This window comes from Bradyrhizobium sp. 141 (assembly GCF_023074055.1).
Taxonomy (GTDB): Bacteria; Pseudomonadota; Alphaproteobacteria; order Rhizobiales; family Xanthobacteraceae; genus Bradyrhizobium.
The window spans coordinates 21,720-46,280 of sequence record NZ_JADPKR010000085.1 but is presented as its reverse complement, the minus strand read 5'-3'; the positions used below and the strand labels follow the sequence as shown (position 1 = coordinate 46,280).

The window sequence follows — 24,561 nt, the reverse complement described above, 5'->3', positions numbered from 1 at the left end:
GAGGCGCTGATGACGTGCCGGCTCATTTAAAGAGCCGGCAACTTCAGAAGCGAAGTTACTTCTTCTTGGCGACCTTGCGGGTCTTCTTCGCAGTCTTCTTCACTGCGCTCTTCGCCTTCTTCGCCTTCTTTGCCTTCTTAGCTTTCTTGGCCATGTTGCCCTCCGATGTGTGAGATGGCTCTAATCGCTGCATGCAGTCGGGGATCGAGTGCACACTCATCCCGAATACACCAACACCACGAAAAAAACAGCGTCTCGCTTAAAGAAGTGTTGACGGCGTAAGCCGCGTGCGCTTGGCGAGCGCGACGCGAGTGCTCCGCACGAGGTGCTGGCGTGATCGCAGGGAGTGGGTGCATCGTGCATGTTCGCGACAGATGCGATTGCATAAAAACACTATGCAGAAAGTATTTTCCTGCACTCACGCATTGCGCATCATCGATGCGATGACGCCTATCCCGACGGGCGCGATCACCTCGCGAAGGCGTTCCGCGGACTCTGAGTCGCGATTTTTGGCAACGAAAATATTTTCATGGCTAACGGGGCGAGCGCCCGGCGAAGCGTGTTCAAGCCGCCGTTTTGCGCGAATCGCGTGACGGCGATTCGGACGCCGCATCGCCGTCGATCAGGATGAAGTTCACCGCCAGGGTGCACGCGAACGTCGCGTCGCGAACCCATCGCGAGATGACGAAGCGTGTTCGTCACCTCGTTCGAACGCGCGACGCTAGACGCCGAGCTTGGACTTGAGCAGGTCGTTGACGCTCTGCGGGTTGGCCTTGCCGCCGGACGCCTTCATCACCTGGCCGACGAACCAGCCGAGCGACTGCGGCTTGTCCTTCACCTGCGCGGCCTTGTCGGGATTGGCTGCGATGATGTCGTCGACCACCTTCTCGATCGCCGATAGGTCGGTCACCTGCTTCATGCCGCGGCTTTCCACGAGCGCGCGGGGATCGCCGCCCTCCTGCCAGACGATCTCGAACAGATCCTTGGCGATCTTGCCGGAGATCGTGCCCTCGCCGATCAGGTCGATGATCGCAGCCAGCTGCTCGGCGTTGACGGGAGAGTCCGTAATATCCCGGCCTTCCTTGTTGAGACGGCCGAACAGCTCATTGATCACCCAGTTCGCCGCCACCTTGCCGTCGCGCGCGCGGTTGGCGAGCCTGTCGAGCACGGTCTCGTAGAACACCGCGCTCTCGCGCTCGGCGACCAGCACGCTCGCGTCATAGGCCGACAGGCCGAAGTCGGCGACGAAGCGCGTCTTCTTCTGGTCAGGCAGCTCCGGCAGCTCCGCTTTCAGCGCGTCGACGAACGCCTGGTCGAACTCCAGCGGCAGCAGGTCGGGGTCGGGGAAGTAGCGATAGTCATGCGCCTCTTCCTTGGAGCGCATCGAACGCGTCTCGCCCTTGTTGGGGTCGTAGAGTCGCGTCTCCTGGTCGATGGCGCCGCCGTCCTCGAGGATCTCGATCTGGCGCCGCGCCTCGTACTCGATCGCCTGCCCGATGAAGGTGATCGAGTTCATGTTCTTGATCTCGCAGCGGGTGCCGAGCGGCCCGCCTGGCTTGCGCACCGAGACGTTGACGTCGGCCCGCAAGCTTCCCTTCTCCATGTCGCCGTCGCAGGTGCCGAGATAGCGCAGGATCGAGCGCAGCTTGGTCACATAGGCCTTGGCCTGCTCGGCATCGCGGATGTCGGGTTTTGACACGATCTCCATCAACGCCACGCCGCAGCGATTGAGGTCGACAAAGGACATGCTCGGCGACTGGTCGTGCAGCAATTTGCCTGCATCCTGCTCCAGATGCAGCCGCTCGATACCGATGGTGGCTACCTTGCCGCCGTCCAGTTCGACGACGACGTCGCCCTCGCCGACGATCGGCGACTTGTACTGGCTGATCTGGTAGCCCTGCGGCGAGTCAGGATAGAAATAGTTCTTGCGGTCGAACACCGAGCGCAAATTGATCGCGGCGTTGAGGCCGAGCCCGGTTCGGACAGCCTGCCTGACGCACTCCGCGTTGATGACAGGCAGCATGCCCGGCATCGCCGCGTCGACCAGCGAGACATGGCTGTTGGGCTCGCCGCCGAATTCGGTCGAGGCCCCGGAGAACAGTTTCGACTGCGAAGTGACCTGAGCATGCACCTCCATGCCGATCACGACTTCCCAGTCGCCGGTCTGGCCCTTGATCAGTTTTCCCTGTCTGACTGACGCGTTCATGCTTTTCCATCCCCGAGCAGCGCGGAAACCATCCGCTCCCACTCCGCTTCCAATGAATCCTTTGCCGCTGGCCGGCCGGCCTGGCGGTACCAGTAGCCGGCATTGCCGAGATCGCCTTCGACGCGGTGCAGGTAGGCATGCACCCAGGCCGCCTCGCGGCTGCTCTCGTCCTGAACGATCTTGTGCGCGCGGTCCCAGTCGCCCTTGGCGGCCCACCAGAGACCTCTCAGCGGCGCGTTCAGGTCCGGTGCGGGCGCCGCGCCGTCGAGGCTCGCGATGAACGCGGCGACATTCACCACCACCTCGCGGGCGTGAAGCGGCCGGCCGCCTGCTCGATCACCTCGCCGAGAGAGAACAGCGTCTCCTCGTCGAAGGGCCGTCCGATCAGCTGCAGGCCGAGCGGCAGACCTTGCGCGTCCTTGCCGGCGGGCACGGCGATGCCGGGCAGGCCCGCCATGTTCACGGTCACCGTGAAGATGTCGTTGAGGTACATCTCGACCGGATCGGCACCGCCCTTCTCGCCGATGCCGAAGGCCGCCGACGGCGTCGCCGGCGTCAGGATCGCGTCGACGCCCCTCGCGAAGCAATCCTCAAAATCCTTCTTGATCAGCGTGCGCACCTTCTGGGCACGCAAGTAATACGCATCATAATAGCCGGCCGAGAGCACATAGGTGCCAATCATGACGCGGCGGCGCACCTCGGCACCAAAACCTTCGGCGCGGGTGTTCTCGTACTGCTCGATGATGTTCTTACCCTGCTCGCGCAAGCCGTAGCGCACGCCGTCGTAGCGCGCGAGGTTGGAGGACGCCTCCGCCGGCGCCACGATGTAATAGGCCGGCAGCGCGTATTTGGTGTGCGGCAGCGACACCTCGACCAGCTCGGCGCCGGCCGCCTTCAGCCAGGCCGCACCCTCACTCCACAGCTTCTCGATCTCGGCCGGCATGCCGTCGAGACGATACTCCTTGGGGATACCGATCCTCATGCCCTTCACGGACTTGCCGATCGCGGCCTCATAGTCCGGCACGGCAACGTCAACGGAGGTCGTGTCCTTTGGATCGTGCCCTGCCATCGAACGCAGCAGCATCGCGCTGTCGCGCACGCTGCGCGCGATCGGCCCTGCCTGGTCGAGCGAGGAGGCAAAGGCGACGATGCCCCAGCGCGAGCAGCGGCCATAGGTCGGCTTGATACCGACGGTCGCGGTGAACGCCGCCGGCTGGCGGATCGATCCGCCGGTGTCGGTCGCGGTCGCACCCATGCACAGCAGCGCCGCCACGGCCGAGGCCGAACCGCCGGACGAGCCGCCCGGCACCAGCGTGGTGTTGCTTCCCTCGCGCCGCCAGGGATTGCCGACGGGGCCGAAGCAGGAGGTCTCGTTGGCTGAGCCCATCGCGAACTCGTCATTGTTGAGCTTGCCGAGCATCACCGCACCGTCGCGCCAGAGCTGCGAGGTGACCGTGGACTCATAGGTCGGCACGAAATTGCCGAGGATCTTTGAACACGCCGTGGTGCGCACGCCTTTGGTCGCGTACAGGTCCTTGATGCCGAGCGGGACGCCGGCGAGCGGACCGCCCTCACCCCTCGCGATCTTGTCGTCTGCGGCCTTCGCCATGTCGCGCGCCTGGTCCGGCGTCTCCATCACGAAGGCATTGAGCACGCGCGCGGCTTCGATCGCGGAAAGGTGCGCGTCGGTCAGCTCGAGGGACGTGAAAGTCTTGTCGGCGAGACCCTTGCGGGCCTCGGCGAGCGTCAGCGATGTCAAATCGGTCATTTATTGATCGGGCTGCAGAAGAACGGAGACAGGGTCTTGTCGTTGGCCGGGTCGTCTTTCTTGGCGGCTGCTTTCGCGGCGGCCTCGATCTCGTCGAGCACGGCATTGACGGCGACGTTGGGGTCGGCAGCCTTGCCCTGCCGCTCCATCTTGTCGAGATAGTTCATGTAGGCCTGATAGGCCTTCTCATCATCGCAAAGCATGCACATCGGACTTGGTCCTAAGAACTACTCAACAACCTTGGGCACCAGGAAGAAGTGACCTTCGGTCGCGGGCGCGTTGGCAACGATATCGTCGGCGATCTCGCCGTCATTGACCACGTCCTGCCGCTTCTTCATCTGCATCGGGGTGACCGAGGTCATAGGCTCCACGCCCTCGACATTGACCTCCGAAAGCTGCTCGACAAAGGCGAGCATGGCATTGAGCTCGCCTTGAAGATGCGGAACCTCGCCCTCGGAAACCGCAATGCGCGCCAAATGCGCGATGCGGCGGACGGTAGCGGCGTCAACGGACATTATATAAGGCCTCTCACGGCAAAACCTATGTGCCGTATAGCAGAGGCCGGTTTTGCGCCGCAACCGGCGCGGCTGGCCTAGCCGGCCAGCGCTTTCATGCGGGCCAGCGCCGATCTGGCCAGATCCCGGGTCAATTCAGCCGCCGGGACCTCGCGGCTCAGGGCGACGGCCTGGCCGGCCCAGAGATTGGTGAAATCCACCCTGCCCTGCTTTTCGGCAGCCGCCTTCAGCGGCCCCAGCGCGGTCGCAGCATGGGGAAAGGGAGGCGCATCCGGCGAGACCGGGCCGGCCTCGCGCATCAGGCGGTTCTGGACCCCGCGCGCCGGGCGGCCGGTCATGACATTGGTGATGACGGTGGAATCATCCTGCGCTTCGGCGAGCGCCTTGCGGCCGCCCGCGCTGAGCTTGGATTCCGGGCAGCGCAGATAAGCGCTGCCGATCTGCACACCGGATGCACCGAGCGCGAAAGCCGCGGCAATGCCGCGCCCGTCGGCGATGCCGCCGGCAGCAATAACCGGCACCTTCACGGCATCGACGACCTGCGGCACCAGCGCGAAGGTGCCGGGCTGCTCGGCGATCTTGTCGGTCAAGAACATGCCGCGATGACCGCCGGCTTCCGCACCTTGCGCGATGACGGCATCGACGCCGTGCTGTTCCAGCCAGACCGCTTCCTTCACCGTCGTTGCCGACGAGATGACGAGGCAGCCGGCCGCCTTGACGCGCTTGAGCAGCGTCGCGTCCGGCAGGCCGAAATGGAAGCTGACGATTTCCGGCTTCAGCTCCTCGACGACCTCGCAGAAGGAGGCATCAAACGGCGCACGGTTCGCGGCCGTGATCGGCGCGGCGGGATCGAGGCCATGCTCGGTGTAATAGCCCGCGAGCCGCTGCTTCCAGCGCGCCTCGGCGTCGGCCGTAAGGTCAGCCGGCGTGTGGCAGAAGAAGTTCATGTTCACCGGCGCCTTCACGCGCTGACGAATGAGCTTGACCTGCTCGCGCGCCTTCTCCGGCGATAGCATCGCACTCGGCAACGAACCGAGCCCTCCGCCTTCCGCCACGGCGATCACCAGCTCCGCATCCATCACGCCAGCCATCGGCGCCAGCACGATCGGAAATTCGGTCTTGAAGAGGTCGATCAATCGACGGTCGGGCCACATGGTTTTGCTCTCTCGTTCTTACCCTCTCCCCTTGTGGGAGAGGGTGGCTCGCCGCATAGCGGCGAGACGGGTGAGGGGTTTGCATCAGCGGATACAGGCCTCTCTGGTTTTGATTTTGTTCGCCGCGGTTAGAACCCCTCATCCGGCGCTACGCGCCACCTTCTCCCACAAGGGGAGAAGGAAGAACTCCTCTCACTGAATTACGCCGGCCGGTTAGCAGTTGCTCCGCTTCGGTCGCAATCCGTTCGACGATCTCGGCGGCTGGCGGAATATCATGGATCAGCCCGACAGCCTCGCCGGCAAAGACAGCGGCGACCTCAAAATTGCCCGCGGCCTTTGCCGCAGCATACTCGACGCCAACCTCGGCCGCGCGCTGCATCAGCTCGATCTCGCGGCCGGTCCAGCGCCTGATGTGATCGTTGACCAGCGTTCGTGCCGTGAACGGGGCCGGCCAGAACAAGCTCCGCGACCAGTCAGCGACAACGCCGCGCACCGTATCGTTGCTGTTCGCCATGCGAATGCGCTCCTTGGCCTCCTGCGCGCCGTTGGCCTCCACGCTCGCATAGAAGCGCGTGCCGATCAGCACGCCGGATGCGCCCAGCATCATCATGGCGGCAAGGCCCCGGCCGTCGGCGATCCCGCCGGCCGCGACGACCGGCACCCGTTCGGCCGCCAGATCGACGATCGCGGGCACGATGTCGACCGTGGTGCGCGATGCGCCATGGCCGCCGGCTTCGGTGCCCTGCGCGATCAGGATCGCCGCGCCGGCATCGAGCGCCTGCCTGGCCATTTCCTCGCTCTGCACCTGGCAGATCAGTCGCGCACCGCTCGCCCGAATGCGCGGCGCGAACGGCGCGGGATCGCCGAATGACAGCATGATGGCCTGCGGGCGAGCGTCGAGCGCGATGTCGAGCAGTTCGGGCTGCTTTGCCAGGCTCCACGTGATGAAGCCGATACCGAACGGCGCAAAGCCCTTCAGCTCTGCGGTCTCTGTCTCAAGTCGGCCCCGGTCTCCGTATCCGCCACCCAGGATGCCGAATCCGCCGGCCTCGCTGACAGCGCGGGTCAGCCGGCTGCCAGCGATCGTATCCATGGGCGCCGACAGGATCGGATGCCTGATCCCCAGAAGCTCCGTCAGCGGCGTGGCAATCGGCATGGGTCCTCCCGCTCTGGACAGGAAGATTAGGCCCGAATAACATTCTTCAAAATTGAATTCTATAGAACGATGCCATCTCAAATTGGGAACGCGGCCATGGAACTCGGCGACCTCAAGACCTTTGCTGCAGTCGCCCGCACCGGCGGCATCACCCGCGCCGCGGAGGAGCTGAACACCGTGCAATCCAATGTCACCCAGCGCGTGAAGGCGCTGGAGGCGGAGATCGGCACGGCGCTGTTCGAACGCCATAGTCGCGGCATGACGCTGACCGGCGCCGGCAAGCGCCTCCTGCCCTATGCACAGCGGATGGCCGCGTTGTCGCGCGAGGCCGTGCTCGCCGCGCGCGACGATGGCGAGCCAAAGGGACCGCTTGCGATCGGCTCGATGGAAACGACCGCGGCGGTGCGGCTGCCGCCGCTGCTCGCCGATTTCCACCGCCGCTTTCCCGCCGTGCGGCTCTCCTTGCGCACCGCAACCACGGCCGACCTCGTGGCAGGCGTGCTCGAAGGTGCGCTCGACGGTGCCTTCGTCGCAGGTCCGATCGCGCATGTCGACCTCACTGCGACGAGCGCCTTCCGCGAGGAGCTGGTGCTGGTCAGCGCGCGGCGCTGGAGCTCGCTTGCCGAGCTACGCGCCGGCACGCCGGAGTCCGGCCCGACCGCGCTGGTGTTCCGCACCGGCTGCACCTATCGCCAACGGCTCGAGCAGATCTTCGTCGATTTCGGCTGGCCTTCGGCCGCACGCTTCGAGCTCGGCACACTCGACGGCATGATCGGCTGCGTCGCCGCCGACATGGGCGTGACGTTGTTGCCGCGTGCGGTCGTCGAACGCAGCGCCATGAATGGCAGCGTCTCGATCCATACGCTGAGCCCCTCGCATGCGCGCGTCGAGACGCTCTTCATCCAACGCAGCGCCGGACATCGAACCAGCGCGCTCTGCGGTTTTGCCGCCTGCCTGAAGCAGGACGAGGACGTCATCGCCGCTTGACGCGACGCGTCGTTCCATCCCGCGAAATTAGCTGCCACAAATCTGTCGTACTTGAATCGATTTGCGCGCTGCGCTGTTTCAGCTCTCGCAGCGCAGCGCGTTGAAACATTTTGAAGCGCGCGCTCCTTCTGCGCTACGATGCGTCACTGGCCAAGCGCGAAACCATAACGAAGCCAAACATCGGCAAAAACATTGGGAGGACTATCGATGCGCAATACCTTCGTGTTGTGCTGCGTCGCTGCGTTGTCGGCGATATCTGGAACTGCAAGCGCACAGGACTGGACCAAATCGAAATGGGGGCCGAACGACGAGATCGGCGCCGCCAACTACATGACGCCCGAACTCGTGATGAAAGCGGCCTCGCTGGTGAAGACCGGCAAGACCTACGCCCTCGGCATTCCCGTCACGCCGCAGACGCCGGCCTATCCGCCGCGCGCATTCAAGCTCACCATCGTGCAGCCTGGACAGGCCGGCAGCCCGGGTCTCGGTCCCAACAAGGCGACCTATAACGACGACATCCTCGACACCTGGGTCGGCATCGGCAGCCAGCTCGACGGGCTCGGCCATCTTGGCGTCGAGCACGTCTACTACAACGGCAACAAGCTCGCTGATTTCGCCGATCCGAACGGATTGAAGAAGCTCGGCATCGAGAAGGTGCCGCCGATGGTCACGCGCGGCGTGCTGCTCGACATGGCGGCCTACTTCAAGACCGACGTGGTCAAGGAGGGCACCGCCTTCAACGTCAAGGAAATCGAGGAAGCCGCCAAGCAGCAGAACGTCGAGATCCGGCAAGGCGACGTCGTCATCTTCCACACCGGCTGGCTCAGTCTGATCGGCAAGGACGACAAGCGCTATTCGGCGGGCGAGCCCGGCCTCGGTGTCGAAGGCGCGAAGTACCTGACCGGCAAGGGCGTCGTCGCGGTTGGTGCCGACACCTGGGGCCTCGAGGTGCTGCCGTTCGAATCCAAGAACGTGTTCGAGGTGCACCAGATCCTGCTGGCGATGAACGGGACCTACATCCTCGAGAACATGGACACCGCCGCGCTCGCCCGGGACAAGGGTTACGAATTCCTGTTCGTGCTGGGACAGCCGCGCTGGACCGGCGGCGTGCAGGCGATGATCAACCCGATCGCGATCCGCTGAGCTGCAAGCTCCTCACGGGCGAGGACCGCAAGTGCCCTCGCCCGCCCCCTTTCTGACCGCGGCCTGAGGTGCCACCTCCGCAGCGCGACGACGGCCCAGATCGCCTCGACCAGACCGAACGGCCAGGCGCCCTGGAGAAAACCGTAGGCCGAGCCGAGCGCGCAGGACGCCGCGAACACCAGCACGAACCAGTGGCTGCGATCTTCCAGGGCGTAAGTGACCAGCATCGCCGTCACGGCGAACAGCCCGAATAATGTCAACGCATCCATGTTCCGGGTTCACTCCGCGGCGCGACGCGTGATATGCGCTAAATCCATGCCGGCTCTTATCCTGCCTCTCGTCGATGCTGCAACCCACTGGCCCGCGCGCGGCGCGCTGGTCGGGCTCGATTTGGGCACCAAGACCATCGGCGTTGCCGTGTCCGACCCGGACCGGCGGCTTGCGACCGGCGTCGAGACGGTCCAGCGCAAGCAGTTCAAGCAGGATGCCGCTCGTCTTCTCGCAATTGCGGCCGAGCGCAAGGCGGCCGGTTTCGTGCTGGGCCTGCCCATCAACATGGACGGCAGCGAGGGCCCGCGCGCGCAATCCACCCGCGCCTTCGCCCGCAACCTTGCCGGCCTGACCGCCCTTCCCATCGGCCTCTGGGACGAGCGCCTCTCGACCGCGGCGGTCGAGCGCGAGCTGATCGGCATGGACGTCAGCCGCGCCAAGCGCGCCGAGGTGATCGACGAGCATGCCGCGATCTTCATCCTGCAAGGCGCGCTCGACCGCCTCGCCAATCTTCGCGCCGCCTCGGGGACTGACTGATCCATGGCCGTCGTGATCGCGGCGCTGCTGCCGGTCTTCATCCTCATCGTGCTCGGCGTGGTGCTGAAGCGCAGCCTGATGCGGCTCGACACGCAATGGCACGGGCTGGAGCGGCTGACCTATTTCGTGCTGTTTCCGATGCTGCTGATCCAGACGCTGGTAAAGGCCGACCTCTCCAAGGTGCCGGTCGCCGGCGTCGGCGGCGCGCTGCTGCTGTCAGCGCTCGCGATGTCGCTGCTTTGCCTCGCGCTCCGCCCCGCGCTGGCGCGGCTCGGTATCGACGGTCCCGCCTTTACCTCGATCTTCCAGGGTGCGACACGCTGGCAGACCTTCGTCGGGCTGTCCGTCTGCGCCAACATGTTCGGCGACGTCGGGCTGGCGCTCGCCTCGGTCGCCATGGTTGCCATCATTCCGCTCGTCAACGTGTTCAGCGTCGCCGTGCTCGCGCATTATGCCGCGCCCGAAAAGCAATCCGGCCGCGCCATCGTCATGACATTGGTCCGCAATCCCCTGATCTGGGCCTGCGCGATCGGGCTCTTCGTCAATGTCACCCATCTGCCGCTGCCGAAACTCTGGCATGAGGTGGCCGACGCGCTCAGCCGTTCCTCGCTCGCGATCGGCCTGCTCGTCACCGGCGCGGGATTGCATCTCGAAGGCCTGCTGCGCCCGAGCGCCGGCGCTGCCATCGGCGTCGCTTTCAAGCTCGTGCTGATGCCCGCACTTGCCCTCGCCCTCGCCGTCTGGTTCGGGCTGTCAGGCGAGAGCCTGGCGATCGTCGCGATCTGCTCGGCGGTCCCGACCTCGTCGAGCGCCTATGTCCTCGCCCGCCAGATGGGCGGCGATGCGCCGCTGCTGGCGCAGATCATCACGCTGCAGACGATCTTTGCGGCGATCACGATGCCGGTAGCGATCGCGCTGGTGGCCTAGCTCCCCAACCACATCGTCAGCACCACGGCGGTCAAATTGTTCAGCGCGTGCAGGATGATGGTGAGCCAGAGCGAGCCCGCGCGATAGCGCATGTAGCCGAACCACAGGCCGATGGTGAAGACTTCGGCGAGGAAGTACATGTCGTATTGCAGGTGCACGATTGTCCAGACCAGCGACGACAAGAGGATCGCGCCCGGTACCCGCAGGAAGCTCGCCGACCAACCCCGATAAAGGAATCCGCGCGCCAGAATCTCTTCCGACATCGGCGCGGCCACGCTGAAGGCGAACAGAAGCAACAGCGCCGCCCCCTTGTCGCGACCGGATTTCAACAGATCAGTCATGAAGCCCGGCGTCGCCTCGCGGCCGAGCGCGCGCGACATCGTCTCCCAGACCAGCACGATCAGGATGAGGCCGACGGCACCCAACAGGAGCTGCTTCCAGGACGGCCAATGCAGCGCGAGATAGTCGACGAAGGAGGCTTTCTTGATGCGAATGGCGAGCCACACCGCGATAAGCGTCGCCGGCAGGCCCATGATGACCGACAGCGCGAGCGTCTGCGGCTCGTGGCCGACGAGCTGGACCGAGGCGAGGTCCATGGGAAGACCACGCTGCGCGGCCAGCAGAACGACGGCGCCGATCTGCCCGACGAACATCGCGACGAAGACGAAGAGGCCCCACAGCGCCGTGCCCCAGAACTTCCAGACGCGTGGCGCCTGCTCCGCAGGCGTCAGGGTCAGCGGGGGATGATCGGGATTGAGGGAGTCCATCAGGAGGCTTTCGTTAGTAAGCGCTAACTATCGGGAAGTCGTCATGCCCGGGCTTGTCCCGGGCATCCACGTTCTTCGCGCCGCAACTCAAGACGTGGATGGCCGGGACAAGCCCGGCCATGACGATGTGGATCGAAAATGCCTCAATCACGGCAGCGCCCGGTCCAGCAGCGCGCGCACCTCGCCGCTCGCCAGCTCCACCGCGCCATACATGCTGGCGTGATTGGCGGCGAGACGCGTGGCGGCGAACAGCTCGGCGTGCTGCGGTGACACGCCGTTGAGCGCCGCGGCAGCCGCAAGCAGCGCCAGCTTCTCGACCGCAAGCCGTGCGATGCGTTCGCCATCGGCGCGGCGGAAGGTCTTGCCGATGAACGCGACCGTCTCCCCGGCCCCAGGCAAGCCCTTCGTCTCGGCCGCGAGCGATTGCAGCACCGCCATCGCCGGCTCCGGTTCGCGCGCCAGCGCGCGGAGCACGTCGAGGCACATCACGTTGCCCGACCCTTCCCAGATCGCGTTGACCGGCGCCTCCCGATAGTGCCGCGCCAGAATGCCGTCCTCGACATAGCCATTGCCGCCGAGGCATTCCATGGCTTCATAGAGGAACGGCGGCGCGCTCTTGCACGTCCAGTATTTGATCGCGGGCGTCAACAGCCGCATATAAGCGGCCTCCGCCGCATCGTGCGGCATGCGGTCGAAGGCGCGGCAGAGCCGCATCACCAGCGCGGTGATCGCCTCGACATGCAGCGCCATGTCCGACAGCACGGCCTGCATCAGCGGCTGGTCGGCAAGATGCTTCTGGAACACGCTGCGGTGACGGGCGTGATGCAGCGCGTGCGCCAGCCCCGAGCGCATCAGGCCGACGGAGGCGATCGCGCAATCCTGCCGCGTCAGCTGCACCATCTGGATGATGGTACGGATACCCTTGCCCTCCTCGCCGATCCGTTCGGCGTAGGCGCCTGTGAATTCGACCTCGGACGAGGCATTGGAGCGATTGCCGAGCTTGTCCTTCAGCCGCTGGAACTGGATCGCATTCACGGAGCCATCCGGCGCGAAGCGCGGCATGAAGAAACAGGTCAGCCCGCCATCGGCCTGTGCCAGCACCAGAAACGCGTCGCACATCGGCGCCGACATGAACCATTTATGGCCGGTGATGCGATAGGCCTCCCCCTCGCGCACCGCGCGGGTCAGGTTGGCGCGCACGTCGGTGCCGCCCTGTTTCTCGGTCATGCCCATGCCGAGCGTCATGCCGCGCTTGTCCCACCACGGCGCGAAGCTCGGGTCGTAGCTCCTGGTCGATAGCACCGGCATCACGCGCGCGAGCAGGTCCGGCTGCGTCGCCAGCGCACCAACGGAGGCGCGCGTCATCGTGATCGGACAGAGGTGGCCGGTCTCGACCTGCGCAGCGATGTAGAATTTTGCTGCCCGAATGACTTCGGCGGCATCGCCCGCAGGCTTTCCATCCGCGGTCCAGGTCGAATTGTGCACGCCGGCGTGCGCAGAGTGCGCCATCAGCTCGTGATAGACGGGATGAAACTCGACCTGGTCGCGCCGGTTGCCCTTGGCGTCGAAGGTGCGCAGCTTTGGCGTGTTCTCGTTCGCGGCGCGCCCGCGGTCGGCCATCGCGGCCGAGCCCCATTGCTTGCCGAACTCGGACAGCTCGCGTTCCGCTGCCGCACCGCCATTGGCCTTGACCGCCTCGACCAGCGGCCGATCCACGGCGAACAGGTCGATATCCTCGAACGGCGGCGATTGATTGAAGACCTCGTGGGTCGCGAAGCTCGGCTGGGTCATCAGTTTCCTCGGCGCAGACTTTAGTTCCGGCGCGGCTGGATCGGGAAATCATAGGCTGCCCCACCGGCCCCTGGCAGGGAAAAATGCCACCACTCCTTCGAATAGTTCACAAAGCCTTGCCTTGCCATTGCAGCAACCAGCCGCTTGCGCCAGATGCGCTGGTCCGGCGTGATCGACGGTGCCGCGGTATAGCCTTTCGTGTCGGTACAGTCGTAGCCGGTGCCCATGTCGACACTGCCTTCCGGCGCGCGCGTCTCGACCGAGGCCGTACAGTCGGCATAGGTCCTCGAGGCGTCGTACTTGCCCGAATTGTCAGCTTTGAGATCGACCAGCGTGAGATCGAGTGCTGCACCGGTAGAGTGCTGCGAGCGGCTCGCGATGTAGCCGAGGCGGAATAGCTCGGTCTTGGGGATCTCCGGATTGTAACGCCGCTCGGCGGCGGTCTCGTGGCCGTTCTGCGACCACTTGACCATGTCGAGCGAGGCCCGCGCCGGCCGGTAGCAGTCAAACATTTTGAGCGACAGGTTTTGCCCCGCCAGCTCCTCCTGCACCGCCCTCAGCCGCAGCCCCACCTCCCTTTTGACCACGCACTCTCCGGCGCCATAGCCGGCAAGCGGACGCCCGACGAAATTGTTCGACGTGGCGTAGCGGATGTCCTGGATGATGCTGGGATCGATGTCGCGCAGATAGGCGAAGCCGCCGGGGAGCGATTGGGCGTGGGCGGGCGAACCGATAGCTATCACGACAGTCGCAATCAGAAGTGATCTCACGCTATGGCCTCCGCACCGTCATGGCCGGGCCTGTCCCGGCCATCCACGTTCTTTTGCGTCAAATGCGATAGAAGATCGTGGATGCCCGGGACATAGGCAAGCGGAAGCGACGCCGTCCTTCGGACGGCTAAGCCCGGGCATGACGGAGGGGATGACGTCGCGCCGCCCGCGCCGACAGATCGGGGGATAACTCCCATCCCGCCGTTTGCCCCTTGCTCCCCCCGCCATCCCCCCCTATAGCTCTGCTTTTAATGACATCGAAATCGACCTTCGTCCTCGGCCACCGGCATTTGCTGGGCATCGAGGGCCTTTCCGCGGCCGACATCACCGGCCTCCTCGACCTGTCCGAAGAATATGTCGAGCTCAACCGTCAGGTTGACAAGAAGCGCACCGTCCTGCGGGGACGGACGCAGGTGAACCTCTTCTTCGAGGCCTCCACCCGGACCCAGTCCTCGTTCGAGCTCGCCGGCAAGCGCCTCGGCGCGGACGTCATGAACATGTCGGTGTCCTCCTCGTCCATGAAGAAGGGCGAGACGCTGATCGACACCGCGATGACGCTGAACGCGATGCATCCGGACATCCTGGTGATGCGCCATCACGCCTCCGGCGCGGTGGAACTGCTGGCGCGCAAGGTTGACGGTTCCGTGATCAACGCCGGCGACGGCGCCCATGAGCATCCGACGCAGGCCTTGCTCGACGCGCTCACCATCCGCCGCAACAAGGGCCGGATCGAAGGGCTCGTGGTCGCGATCTGCGGCGACGTGCTGCATTCGCGCGTCGCCCGCTCCAACATCATCCTGCTCAACACGATGGGCGCCCGCGTCCGCGTGGTCGGCCCCACCACGTTGTTGCCGCCCGGCATCGAGCGGATGGGCGTCGAGGTCGCGCGCGACATGCGCGAGGGGCTCAACGGCGCGGATATCGTCATGATGCTGCGGCTCCAGCGCGAGCGCATGAACGGCTCCTTCGTGCCGTCGTCGTCCGAATATTTCCACTATTTCGGGCTCGACCAGAAGAAACTAGCCTACGCCAAGCCGGATGCACTCGTGATGCATCCCGGCCCCATGAACCGCGGCGTGGAGATCGACTCGATCGTGGCCGACGGCGCGCAGTCCCTGATCCGCGAACAGGTGGAGATGGGCGTCGCCGTGCGCATGGCGGTGCTCGAAGCGCTCGCCCGTAACCTGCCGAACGCGTGATGCCGATGTTGACCGATCGCCGCCCCATCCTGCTCGCCAACGCCCGCGTCGTCGATCCCTCCAGGGATTTCGACGGTGTCGGCGACGTCCTCATCGCCGATGGTATCATCCGCGAGACCCGCCGCGGTATTGGCGCTGCCGGCGTCCCCGAGGGCACCGACATCGTCAACTGCGCCGGCAAGGTCGTCGCGCCCGGCCTGATCGACATGCGCGCCTTCGTCGGCGAGCCCGGCTTCAGCCATCGCGAGACCTTCGCCACCGCGAGCCAGGCGGCCGCGACCGGCGGCATCACCACCATCATCTGCCAGCCCGACACGTCTCCGGTGATCGATAACTCGGCGACCGTCGACTTCGTGATGCGCCGCGCCCGCGACACCGCCATCGTCAACATCCAGCCGATGGCGGCACTCACCAAGGGCATGCACGGCGAGGAGATGACCGAGTTCGGCCTGTTGAAGGCCGCTGGCGCCGTCGCCTTCTGCGATAGCGCCAGAAGCGTGACCAATGCGCAGGTGATGCGCCGCGCGCTGACTTACGCGCGGGATTTCGACGCGCTGATCGTCCACTACACCGAGGACCCCGATCTCGTCGGCGAGGGCGTGATGAACGAGGGCGAGTTCGCATCGCGGCTCGGCCTCGTGGGCATCCCAAATGCCGCCGAGGCGGTGATGCTCGAACGCGACATGCGCCTCGTGGCGTTGACCGGCGGCCGCTATCACGCGGCCTCGCTGACCTGCATCGACTCGCTCGACATCCTGCAGCGCGCGCGCGATGCCGGGCTCGCCGTCAGCGCCTCGGTCTCGATCAACCATCTGGCGCTGAACGAGAACGACATCGGTCCCTACCGGTCGTTCCTGAAACTGTCGCCCCCGCTGCGCACCGAGAACGACCGCCGCGCGCTGGTGGCCGCAATCGCCTCCGGCCTCCTCGACGTCATCATGTCCGACCACAATCCGCAGGACGTCGAGGTCAAGCGCCTGCCGTTCGCGGAAGCCGCTCCCGGCGCCGTCGGTCTGGAAACCATGCTGCCCGCCGGCCTGCGCCTCGTTCACAACGGCGAGCTGGAACTGAAGACGCTGATCCGGGCGATGTCGTCCCGCCCGGCCGAGCTGCTCGGCCTGGCTGGCGGAACCTTACGCGCCGGAAGCCCGGCCGACGTCATCGTGATCGACCCCGATGTGCCCTGGGTGGTCGATCCCGCCGACCTCAAATCGCCCTGCAAGAACACCCCGTTCGACGAGGCCCGCTTTACAGGCCGCGTGGTGCGCACCATTGTCGGCGGCCGGACGGTGTATGAGCATGTCTGACGTGCGCGATCCCTCGACATTGAGATCCAGCCTTTGGAGCTGCTGCCATGGGGCTTGAAGCATTCCTGCCGGTGGCCTTCGTCATCGGCTACCTGCTCGGCTCGATTCCGTTCGGGCTGATTCTGACCAGGCTCGCCGGCACGCAGGATATCCGCTCGATCGGCTCCGGCAGCATCGGTGCCACCAATGTGCTGCGCACCGGACGCAAGAGCCTTGCTGCGGGCACCCTGCTGCTCGACGCGCTCAAGGGCACCGTGGCCGTGGTGATCGCCGGTTACATTGCAGGCCCCAATGCCGCCATGGTGGCCGGGCTCGGCGCCTTCCTCGGCCATCTCTTCCCGGTCTGGCTCAAGTTCAAAGGCGGCAAGGGCGTCGCCGTCTATATCGGCATCCTGCTCGGCCTGTTCTGGCCCGGCGCACTGGTGTTCTGCCTGCTCTGGCTGGCGACCGCCTTCACCACCCGCTACTCCTCGCTGTCGGCGCTGGTGGCGGCGTTCATCACGCCGATGTTCCTGTGGTGGTTCGGGCACCTCGCGCTCGCAGCACTGTTCGCGGTGCTGACGCTGCTCTTGTTCTACGCGCATCGCGAGAACATCAAGCGATTGCAAGGGGGCAAGGAAAGCCGGATCGGCGAGAAGGCTTAGAGCGTTTTCGAGCGAAGTGGAGACCGGCTCGCGTCAAGACAACGCGTCAAAACAAGAATCCAAAGCCGGGCATCTACGGATATCGAAGTGCCCTTTCTGCATTATATCTCAAATCCTGTTCGCAACTTGCGGCCGAATCACGGTTGTATTGGCGAAAGGGTCCGGGGCCTGTCATCCTGACGGCCGAGATGGCGTTACGCGGTTGCTCAGAATGAGCGAGAAGATTGTCGACGCGCATGACGGAGTTGGTTCGCTGGGTGCTTCCTGCACCGCAGCAAGCCGGCTGCTCTCGACGACCAATATCTGGTCCGACGCGCCCTCGCCTCCGCCATCGCCGAAACCTCTTCCGGTTTTGCCGCCAGCGTCGCAAGCCGATGTGATCGCGCAAGCGCCTGCGACGGTCGAGGTCGCGAGCACGACCGCACCGGTCGCGCCCGTGCAGCCGCGTTCCAACCAATGGCCGCCGCGAAGACTGTCGCTGGCGCTGCAGGGCGGCGGCACCTTTGCCGCCTTCACATGGGGCGTGCTGGAGCGGCTGCTGGAAGAGCCCGGCATCGAGATCGACACCATCAGCGGCGCCAGTGCCGGCGCCATCAATGCGCTCCTGCTCGCCTCCGGCCTCGCGGAGGGCGGCCGCGAAGCTGCACGTAGCCGGCTGAACCGCTTCTGGCTCCGCCTGATGCACGAGGCCTCGTTCCGCTCGCTGATGCTGGTCGGCGGCTTCTCGCCGGCGGGAAGCTCGGTCGCTTTCGGTCCGACGTTGCGCTCCGGCCAGTTCGATCCGTTCGATCTCGATCCGCTGCGGCAGGCGCTGTCGCGCGACATCAATTTCGCCGTCCTGCTTAATCCGGACTGCCCGAAGCTCTTGATCGCGGCGACGCGGATCCGCGACGGGCAGCAGCAAATCTTCCGCAACGACGCCCTCACCGCCGACGTCGCGCTGGCCTCGACCTGCCCGCCGCTGGTTCACTGCGCCGTCGAGATCGACGGCGAGGCCTATTGGGACGGCGGCTTCGGCGGCAACCCGCCGCTGCTGCGGCTGGCGCAGGAGACGACGACCTCCGACGTCCTGCTCGTCCAGGTTACGCCGGCGCGCGACAGCTACGTGCCGATCACCCTCGCCGCGATCGACCGTCGGCTCGACCAGATCGCGGCCAACGCCGCGCTCAGTGCCGAGATCGCGGCGCTGGAATGGGCGCAGTCGCATGCAGCCTCCTCGCTGCGGCTCACGAGGATCGCGGCAGAAGACTCCGTTGACGGGCTGGCGCAGCGCTCATCGACCGATCTCGGCCGCGGCTTCATTCGGCTGCTGCACCGGAGCGGCCGCGCAGCCGCCGAGCGCTGGCTCGGGCAAGGCACGACGAGCAACGAGGCCCAACGCAGATTGCCCGCGGCCGAACCGGCGCTAGCCTGACTTCGCCAGCGAGTCCTCCAGGAACCACGCCGCCGCGAGTGCGCGTGCGTCATTGCCGAAGCGCGCGATCAGCTGCACGCCGATCGGCAGGCCACCCACCTTCAGCACCGGCACGTTGACGCTAGGATTACCCATCAGCGTCCAGAGCCGGTTGTAGCGGGGATCGCCGGTGGTCGCGAGCTCCTTGGCCGGCGCCGTCCCCGGCGCCGAATAGGTCAGGAGCACGTCAAAACCCTCGAACAGCTCACTAAGCTCGCGGCGGCCACGACGGGCGATCCGGCGTGCCTCGTCATAATCCTTTGGCGTCAGGCCGACCGTCGCATCGAGGCTGGCGCGCAGCAGTGGCTCGATCTCATCGTGACGTTCGGAGAATTCCCAGGCGAGCGCGCGATGCGCCTCGAATTCCATGACGACCGGATGGATGCGCCAGGCCTCCTGCACCGCCTCGGGCAGGTCGATGGCCTGCACACTGGCACCGGCGCGCTCCGCGGCCTTGATCGCGGCCAGCAAGCCCTCTTCCGCCGCCGGCTCGACGGCGCCGGCGAACTCCTGCCTGACCACGCCGATGCGCGGCGACTTCGCCGGAACGATGCCGGAAAATTCGCTGCGGCCCGTCATCGCCAAAAGTCCGCGCGCGAGATCCTCCGCACGCGCGCCGAACAGGCCGACCGTGTCGAGCGCCCACGAGTAGCATTTGACGCCGACCGTCGGCAGCATGCGGAACGACGGCTTGATCGCAGCGGTCCCGCAATAGGCGGCGGGCCGGATCACCGAGCCACCGGTCTGGGTGCCCAGCGCCAGCGGGATCATGCCGGCGCCGACGGCTGCGGCCGAGCCCGCGGACGAACCGCCCGGCGAATGGCCGAGATTATGCGGATTGAGCGTCGGGGTCGGATCGCGCGAGGCGAAAGCCGTGGTCGTGGTCTTGCCGATGATGGTGGCACCTGCCCGCTTCAGCATCATCACCACCGGCGCATCCGAACGCGGCTGCCAGCCGCGATAGATTTCCGAGCCCATCTCGGTCGGCATATTGGCGGTGTCGATGATGTCCTTGATGCCGACCGCGATGCCGCGCAGCGGACCGGAGGCCTGCGCCTTTGCGGATTTGTCGTGACGGACGAAGGCACGGACGTCCTTCTCCTTGGCCTCGATCGCCGCATGCGACTGGGCGATGGCGGCATCGGGCGACAACTCGCCGGCTTCAATGCGGCGCTGGAGGTCGGCGAGTGAGATCATGGCAAAATCCTTCTTATTGGATCGCTTTTAGCATCGGGGCGAGGTCGCGCAAGCACACGTCACTGTTGCGCAACGCCCTCAGGTTGTTCCATGCTGCGCCTGCAAGGAGACGCCGTGGACGCCATCAATCCGAGCGTGGAGCTGACCGAGGCTGATCGGATCGACCGTCTGCGGCTGATCCGCTCCGACAATGTCGGGCCCCGCACATTCCGCTCGCTGGTCGATCATTTCGGCAGCCCGCGCGCCGCGCTGGAGCGGCTGCCGGATCTGGCGCGCCGCGGCGGTGCGCAGCGATCGGGGCGTATCTGTAGTGCCGATGAAGCCAAGGCCGAGCTCTCTGCGAGCCGCAAGTTCGGCATCGCCTGGCTCGCGCCAGGCGAGGACGGCTATCCGGCGCGGCTGGCGATGATCGACGATGCGCCGCCACTGCTTGCCGTGCGCGGCGACACCAAAACCTTGATGCGGCCGATGATCGCGATCGTCGGCTCGCGCAATGCCTCCGGCGCCGGACTGAAATTCGCAGGCATGCTCGCGCGCGAGCTCGGCGAAGCCGGTTTCGTCGTCATCTCCGGGCTCGCCCGCGGCGTCGATCAGGCCGCGCACCGCGCGAGCGTCGAGGGCGGCACGATCGCGGTACTCGCCGGTGGACATGACTGCATCTATCCGCCCGAGCATGGTGATCTCCTCACAGCGATCCTCGACCACGCGGGCGCCGCGATCTCCGAGATGCCGCTCGGCCACGAGCCGCGCGCCCGTGACTTCCCTCGCCGCAACCGATTGATCTCCGGCGCCTCGCTCGGCGTGGTCGTGGTGGAAGCAGCGCACCGCTCGGGTTCGCTGATCACCGCGCGCATGGCGGCCGAACAGGGCCGCGAAGTGTTCGCGGTACCGGGTTCGCCGCTCGATCCGCGTGCCGCGGGTGCCAACGATCTGATCAAGCAGGGCGCTACGCTCGTCACGGAAGCCGCCGACATCGTCAACGCGGTGCAGCCGATCATGGAGCGGCCGCTGATGATTCCTGCGAGCGAGCCCGACAGCGAGCCGTTCGAGAGCGATCCGCAAGGCGACGACCGCGACCAGATCACCGGCCTGCTCGGGCCCGCCCCTGTTACGATCGACGACCTCGTGCGGATGTCGGGCGCCTCGCCTGCGATCGTGCGCACCGTGCTGCTGGAGCTCGAGCTTGCCGGAAAGATCGAGCGCCATGGCGGCGGGCTGGTTTCGCTGCTTTAGCTAGTCACCCTTTGCATCGAAACGCGCCCGCGCCGCCTCGATCTGGCCTTGGTGCTCCCTCGCCCACAAACCGAGCGCCACGACAGGCTGTTGGAGACCGCGGCCGAGATCGGTCAGTTCGTAATCCACGCGCGGCGGAATGGTAGGATAGATCGTGCGCGTCACGAGCCCGTCGCGCTCGAGCCCGCGGAGCGTCAGGGTCAGCATCCGCTGCGAAATGCCTGCGATCATGCGCTTGAGCTCGTTGAACCGCCGCGGCCCGTCACCGAGCATCATGATCACGAACACGCTCCATTTGTCGCCGACCCGGGCGAGGATCGAGGCGACGCCGCGGCAGTCGGCATGATCAGGGTGCGGCGCCTGCAAGGCAGGCAAATCGCTGTGTGTCGGTTCCAAAGATGTGCCCATGGCTCAAAAATGTGCGTTCTTGCGGGGGTTTCGATAGTCACTCATGTAGCGCTGGTTACAAACTTATACCAGGGTGATCCCAAATGAAACTCCTCCATATCGACTCCAGCGTCCTCGGCCCCCACTCCGTCTCCCGGCAGGTCTCCGCCGCCATCGTCGACCGGCTGCGGCAGGCGACGCCGTCGCTTGAGGTCGTCTACCGCGACCTGACCCAGAGCCCGCTCGCTCACCTCTCCGGCTCGCACCTCGCGGCCGCGCAAGGCGCCCCTGCGCCGGCGGAACTCGGACCTGACCTCGCCGCCAGCAAGGCTGCGCTGGAGGAGTTCCTGGCCGCCGACATCGTCGTGATCGGCGCGCCCATGTACAATTTCACGATTCCCAGCCAGCTCAAGGCCTGGATCGACCGAGTCCTGGTGGCGGGGAAGACTTTCAGCTACGGGGCGAACGGACCGCAGGGGCTTGCCGGCGGCAAGCGTGTGATCCTGGCGATCTCGCGCGGCGGCTATTACGGCGCGGAGACGCCCTACGCAGCGCTGGAGCATCTGGAAACCTACTTGCGCGGTGTATTCGGCTTCATGGGCATTCAAAATCCCGAATTCATCGCCGCAGACGGCATTCAGGTCGGCCCCGAGCATCGCGAGAAGTCGCTCGCAAGCGCGCTTGCGGCGGCAACCAGCCTCCGCGCAGCCTGAGGCCACGTGGAAAATCAGCCGCCGCCGGACTGCGCGGCGGCTGATGCCTGCGCGCGATCTGCGAAGCTAAAACCAGACGCCCTGCATGCCCACGATCACGGCAATCAGCGAGACGAACAGGCCGATCCCGGAAAACAGCGCCACCGCCACGAATTCGGAGGTGTCTGAGCGCCTTGCCGGAATGACGGATTGTTCGGTGAAAATACGCGGCGCTGAAATCGGCGAAAAAATGCGAGCTGCCTTTGGCATGACGGGCTCCCTTAAATGAGTCTTGTGACCCCTGCCCGTAAAAATGTCTTGGCAGACGGCGCGAAGGTTCAACGCGTCACGCAAGGTTCAGAGAATACAACTTTGATGGAACTGGCCGGCGCGACCGCTTCCGCTGCGCCGACCGATTCAATTTTCGTCTGATTTGATCAGCCGCGATAGATCGGCGCGCCGCTTGGAGATGCGACCGCGCCGCCGTCGACGAAGATTTCCTGGCCCTGCACATGCGCGGAATCATCCGAGGCCAGGAACAACACCGTCTTCGCAACGTGATCGGTTTCGCCAATGCGCCCGAGTGGCGTCGACAGCGCGATCCGCTTCTCGAACGCCTTCTCGGCTTCCGGCGTCGCGGTCGCAGGCCCCCAGATCGGCGTACGGGTCGCACCGGGCGCGACGACGTTGACGCGGATGCCGCGCGGCGAGAGCTCCGAAGCCATGATCCGCGCCATCGCGCGCACGCCCGCCTTCGCTGCACCGTAGGCCGAGTAACCGGGAATGCCGAGCACCGAGATCACCGAGCCGTTGAGGATGATCGAGCCGTTGTCGTTGAGATAAGGCAGCGCCGACTGAACGGTGAAGAAGACGCTGGTGAGGTTGGTGCTGATGACCTTTTCGAAAACCTCCAGGGTCGCCGAGCCGAGCGGCGTGCCGCCGGCGATGCCGGCATTCGCGAACACGATGTCGAACTTGCCGAATTTTTCGGCGCCCCGCTTGATCGCAGCTTCAGTCGCGGCGATGTCCGTGGCATCGGCGGCGAGCGCGAGCGCGTTGGGCCCAAGCTCCTTCGCGGCGGCCTCCAGCGTCGCCTTGTTGCGTCCGGTGACCACCACCTTCGCGCCTTCGGCGACGAACAGCTTTGCGGTCGCAAGACCAATGCCGCTGTTGCCGCCGGTGATCAAGGCCGTCTTGTTTTTCAGTCTCACGTTCGCCTCCAGTGGTTGCATCATAAAACCAAGTTGCCATCTAGGGCATGTGGTTTTATAATGCAACCACACAAGCGTGTGATCGGCGCCAGACTTGGCGAATGCTGTGGGACTTAGACGGTGGTGAAACGAACGAGCTTCGAAGGCGATTCCTGCCCGGTCGCACGGGCGCTGGAAGCAATCGGCGATTGGTGGTCGCTGCTGATCATCCGTGAGGCGCTGTCCGGCCAGCGCCGCTTCGGCGAGTTTCAGAGCAAGCTCGGCATGGCCAAGAACATCCTGTCGGCGCGGCTGCGCGCGCTGGTCGATCACGGCATTCTGGCGACCGCCCCCGCCTCCGACGGCAGCGCTTATCAAGAATACGTGCTGACGCCAAAGGGCCGCGGCGCCTTCCCGATCCTGGTGGCGCTGCGGCAATGGAGCGAGGAGTTCGACGATCGTCCCGAGGAAATCGCGACCATCCTGGTCGATCGCGCAAAGGGCCGCCCGGTGAAGAAGCTGGAACTGCACGCAGAGGACGGACGGCGGCTCAGCTCGGCGGAGACGACGTTGAAGCCGCGGCTCGCGCGACGGCGAAGGTCGGTCTGACAGCGCCGAACCACCGCGACACCGTCTTGCGAGCGTAGCGAAGCAATCCAGAGTCTTTCCGCTGAGGCAGTCTGGATTTGCTTCGCTACGCTCGCAATGACGCCGTTAGAGCGGCGCTCCCAACGCTCTTCCCGTCACCCTGAGGCGCTCGCCTCTTCGGCGAGCCTCGAAGGGCGACGGCCCGGCTGCATCTCGGCCGTGCATCCTTCGAGGCTCCCGGCGCGATGCATTGCATCGCGCCACTCGCGCCTCAGGATGACGGAACTGATAGAGGCGCCGGTCTCACGACAGCTTGCGCCTGCTCCGCAGCCGCAAATGCTCGTCGGCCTCGAGCTGCGTCATGCCCAATAAATAATGCAACACGTGCAGCTTGTGGCGCTCGGCGAGCTTGCGCAGGGCAGCCGTCTGCTCGGCAATGAAGGCGACCGCCTCATCCGCCCCGCCTTCGCCCGGTTCCTCGTGGCGCGAGCCCCCCGCCACGCCTGATGCGGCGCGCGGCCGTTTCTTTCCTGGCTTAGTCACCAGACCCCACCCCGAATCCATGCCCCGCGGAAACATTACGCCGACATCGGCCGCAACTCCAAGGTGGTATTCTGCAACTTTCTCGATATGAAACTTTTCCCATCGCGGCGGCTTTCAACACGCTTCGATTTGACAGG

General features: G+C 65.5%; 27 protein-coding genes and 1 pseudogene. 12 read left to right on the top strand and 16 right to left on the bottom strand.

From position 1 onward, the window contains the following. Positions 1-721 precede the first annotated feature (721 nt). From gatB to IVA81_RS26185, 7 genes are all read right to left on the bottom strand, one after another. Positions 722-2,206 (bottom strand): Asp-tRNA(Asn)/Glu-tRNA(Gln) amidotransferase subunit GatB, encoded by a 1,485-nt coding sequence (gene gatB / locus IVA81_RS26215; protein ID WP_247323312.1) that lies wholly within the window; start codon positions 2,204-2,206, stop codon positions 722-724. Next, complete coding sequence (locus IVA81_RS26210; RefSeq protein ID WP_247323310.1) at positions 2,203-2,508, bottom strand: hypothetical protein; 306 nt, start codon at positions 2,506-2,508, stop codon at positions 2,203-2,205. Before IVA81_RS26210 ends, gatB begins: the two co-directional genes overlap by 4 nt. Next, positions 2,499-3,974 carry an Asp-tRNA(Asn)/Glu-tRNA(Gln) amidotransferase subunit GatA gene (gatA, locus tag IVA81_RS26205; protein ID WP_247323309.1) on the bottom strand — a complete coding sequence of 492 codons (1,476 nt, stop codon included), beginning with the start codon at positions 3,972-3,974 and terminating at the stop codon, positions 2,499-2,501. Before gatA ends, IVA81_RS26210 begins: the two co-directional genes overlap by 10 nt. Then, positions 3,971-4,183, bottom strand: coding sequence for a hypothetical protein (locus IVA81_RS26200; RefSeq protein WP_035709922.1), 213 nt, complete (start codon positions 4,181-4,183; stop codon positions 3,971-3,973). The genes gatA and IVA81_RS26200 overlap by 4 nt, the downstream gene beginning before the upstream one ends. A gap of 18 nt (positions 4,184-4,201) precedes the next feature. Then, positions 4,202-4,489, bottom strand: a complete 288-nt coding sequence (gene gatC / locus IVA81_RS26195; RefSeq protein WP_007611211.1) for an Asp-tRNA(Asn)/Glu-tRNA(Gln) amidotransferase subunit GatC — start codon at positions 4,487-4,489, stop codon at positions 4,202-4,204. A gap of 77 nt (positions 4,490-4,566) precedes the next feature. Beyond that, positions 4,567-5,643 (bottom strand): nitronate monooxygenase family protein, encoded by a 1,077-nt coding sequence (locus IVA81_RS26190; RefSeq protein WP_247323306.1) that lies wholly within the window; start codon positions 5,641-5,643, stop codon positions 4,567-4,569. 148 nt (positions 5,644-5,791) lie between these two features. Then, a complete protein-coding gene (locus IVA81_RS26185; RefSeq protein ID WP_247323304.1) occupies positions 5,792-6,799 on the bottom strand; it encodes a nitronate monooxygenase in 1,008 nt (335 codons plus the stop codon). A 96-nt stretch (positions 6,800-6,895) separates the two neighbouring features. On the opposite strand from IVA81_RS26185, the gene IVA81_RS26180 reads away from it, so the two are divergent. After that, positions 6,896-7,786: a LysR family transcriptional regulator gene (locus IVA81_RS26180; protein ID WP_247323295.1), complete on the top strand. Its 891-nt coding sequence runs from the start codon at positions 6,896-6,898 to the stop codon at positions 7,784-7,786. Positions 7,787-7,993: 207 nt separating this feature from the next. Then, on the top strand, positions 7,994-8,929 hold the full coding sequence (locus tag IVA81_RS26175) for a cyclase family protein (protein WP_247323293.1): 936 nt from the start codon (positions 7,994-7,996) through the stop codon (positions 8,927-8,929). Positions 8,930-8,985: 56 nt separating this feature from the next. Here IVA81_RS26175 and IVA81_RS26170 read toward each other — a convergent pair. Continuing rightward, positions 8,986-9,198 (bottom strand): annotated as a pseudogene (locus IVA81_RS26170) (hypothetical protein); the annotation flags it as partial. A 46-nt stretch (positions 9,199-9,244) separates the two neighbouring features. On the opposite strand from IVA81_RS26170, the gene ruvX reads away from it, so the two are divergent. Continuing rightward, a complete protein-coding gene (gene ruvX / locus IVA81_RS26165) occupies positions 9,245-9,736 on the top strand; it encodes a Holliday junction resolvase RuvX (RefSeq protein ID WP_247323291.1) in 492 nt (163 codons plus the stop codon). 3 nt (positions 9,737-9,739) lie between these two features. Beyond that, on the top strand, positions 9,740-10,663 hold the full coding sequence (locus IVA81_RS26160; RefSeq protein ID WP_247323289.1) for an AEC family transporter: 924 nt from the start codon (positions 9,740-9,742) through the stop codon (positions 10,661-10,663). Here IVA81_RS26160 and IVA81_RS26155 read toward each other — a convergent pair. The 3 genes from IVA81_RS26155 to IVA81_RS26145 all read right to left on the bottom strand — a co-directional run bounded on the left by IVA81_RS26155 (position 10,660) and on the right by IVA81_RS26145 (position 13,991). Further along, complete coding sequence (locus tag IVA81_RS26155) at positions 10,660-11,430, bottom strand: type II CAAX endopeptidase family protein (RefSeq protein WP_247323287.1); 771 nt, start codon at positions 11,428-11,430, stop codon at positions 10,660-10,662. The two genes, IVA81_RS26160 and IVA81_RS26155, sit on opposite strands and share 4 nt — an antisense overlap. A gap of 147 nt (positions 11,431-11,577) precedes the next feature. Next, positions 11,578-13,221: an acyl-CoA dehydrogenase family protein gene (locus IVA81_RS26150; protein ID WP_247323285.1), complete on the bottom strand. Its 1,644-nt coding sequence runs from the start codon at positions 13,219-13,221 to the stop codon at positions 11,578-11,580. A gap of 20 nt (positions 13,222-13,241) precedes the next feature. Further along, positions 13,242-13,991 carry a M15 family metallopeptidase gene (locus IVA81_RS26145; protein WP_247323283.1) on the bottom strand — a complete coding sequence of 250 codons (750 nt, stop codon included), beginning with the start codon at positions 13,989-13,991 and terminating at the stop codon, positions 13,242-13,244. A 251-nt stretch (positions 13,992-14,242) separates the two neighbouring features. On the opposite strand from IVA81_RS26145, the gene IVA81_RS26140 reads away from it, so the two are divergent. The 4 genes from IVA81_RS26140 to IVA81_RS26125 all read left to right on the top strand — a co-directional run bounded on the left by IVA81_RS26140 (position 14,243) and on the right by IVA81_RS26125 (position 18,555). Beyond that, positions 14,243-15,190: an aspartate carbamoyltransferase catalytic subunit gene (locus IVA81_RS26140; RefSeq protein WP_028135931.1), complete on the top strand. Its 948-nt coding sequence runs from the start codon at positions 14,243-14,245 to the stop codon at positions 15,188-15,190. A gap of 5 nt (positions 15,191-15,195) precedes the next feature. Then, the gene (locus tag IVA81_RS26135; RefSeq protein ID WP_247323459.1) at positions 15,196-16,497 is read left to right on the top strand and encodes a dihydroorotase; all 1,302 of its coding nucleotides are present in this window, start codon (positions 15,196-15,198) and stop codon (positions 16,495-16,497) included. Between the two features lie 47 nt (positions 16,498-16,544). Further along, positions 16,545-17,141 carry a glycerol-3-phosphate 1-O-acyltransferase PlsY gene (plsY, locus tag IVA81_RS26130; protein ID WP_247323281.1) on the top strand — a complete coding sequence of 199 codons (597 nt, stop codon included), beginning with the start codon at positions 16,545-16,547 and terminating at the stop codon, positions 17,139-17,141. A 211-nt stretch (positions 17,142-17,352) separates the two neighbouring features. Further along, the gene (locus tag IVA81_RS26125) at positions 17,353-18,555 is read left to right on the top strand and encodes a patatin-like phospholipase family protein (protein ID WP_247323279.1); all 1,203 of its coding nucleotides are present in this window, start codon (positions 17,353-17,355) and stop codon (positions 18,553-18,555) included. Here the strand turns inward: IVA81_RS26125 and IVA81_RS26120 are convergent. Further along, on the bottom strand, positions 18,547-19,791 hold the full coding sequence (locus IVA81_RS26120; protein ID WP_247323277.1) for an amidase: 1,245 nt from the start codon (positions 19,789-19,791) through the stop codon (positions 18,547-18,549). The two genes, IVA81_RS26125 and IVA81_RS26120, sit on opposite strands and share 9 nt — an antisense overlap. A gap of 90 nt (positions 19,792-19,881) precedes the next feature. On the opposite strand from IVA81_RS26120, the gene dprA reads away from it, so the two are divergent. Further along, positions 19,882-21,024 carry a DNA-processing protein DprA gene (gene dprA / locus IVA81_RS26115; RefSeq protein WP_247323276.1) on the top strand — a complete coding sequence of 381 codons (1,143 nt, stop codon included), beginning with the start codon at positions 19,882-19,884 and terminating at the stop codon, positions 21,022-21,024. On the opposite strand, the gene IVA81_RS26110 is transcribed toward dprA, so the two are convergent. Continuing rightward, on the bottom strand, positions 21,025-21,432 hold the full coding sequence (locus IVA81_RS26110; protein ID WP_247323273.1) for a helix-turn-helix domain-containing protein: 408 nt from the start codon (positions 21,430-21,432) through the stop codon (positions 21,025-21,027). An 83-nt stretch (positions 21,433-21,515) separates the two neighbouring features. Between IVA81_RS26110 and IVA81_RS26105 the strand changes: the two genes are divergently transcribed. Next, a complete protein-coding gene (locus IVA81_RS26105) occupies positions 21,516-22,124 on the top strand; it encodes an NAD(P)H-dependent oxidoreductase (protein WP_247323271.1) in 609 nt (202 codons plus the stop codon). A 66-nt stretch (positions 22,125-22,190) separates the two neighbouring features. On the opposite strand, the gene IVA81_RS26100 is transcribed toward IVA81_RS26105, so the two are convergent. After that, positions 22,191-22,373, bottom strand: a complete 183-nt coding sequence (locus IVA81_RS26100; RefSeq protein ID WP_247323270.1) for a hypothetical protein — start codon at positions 22,371-22,373, stop codon at positions 22,191-22,193. A 15-nt stretch (positions 22,374-22,388) separates the two neighbouring features. On the opposite strand from IVA81_RS26100, the gene IVA81_RS26095 reads away from it, so the two are divergent. Beyond that, positions 22,389-22,535, top strand: a complete 147-nt coding sequence (locus tag IVA81_RS26095; protein ID WP_247323268.1) for a hypothetical protein — start codon at positions 22,389-22,391, stop codon at positions 22,533-22,535. Between the two features lie 5 nt (positions 22,536-22,540). Here the strand turns inward: IVA81_RS26095 and IVA81_RS26090 are convergent, their stop codons facing one another. After that, the gene (locus IVA81_RS26090; RefSeq protein ID WP_247323267.1) at positions 22,541-23,314 is read right to left on the bottom strand and encodes an SDR family oxidoreductase; all 774 of its coding nucleotides are present in this window, start codon (positions 23,312-23,314) and stop codon (positions 22,541-22,543) included. 120 nt (positions 23,315-23,434) lie between these two features. On the opposite strand from IVA81_RS26090, the gene IVA81_RS26085 reads away from it, so the two are divergent. Continuing rightward, on the top strand, positions 23,435-23,902 hold the full coding sequence (locus IVA81_RS26085) for a helix-turn-helix domain-containing protein (RefSeq protein WP_247323265.1): 468 nt from the start codon (positions 23,435-23,437) through the stop codon (positions 23,900-23,902). 282 nt (positions 23,903-24,184) lie between these two features. Here IVA81_RS26085 and IVA81_RS26080 read toward each other — a convergent pair whose 3' ends face one another. Beyond that, on the bottom strand, positions 24,185-24,424 hold the full coding sequence (locus IVA81_RS26080) for a hypothetical protein (protein ID WP_247323263.1): 240 nt from the start codon (positions 24,422-24,424) through the stop codon (positions 24,185-24,187). Between the last annotated feature and the right edge of the window lie 137 nt (positions 24,425-24,561).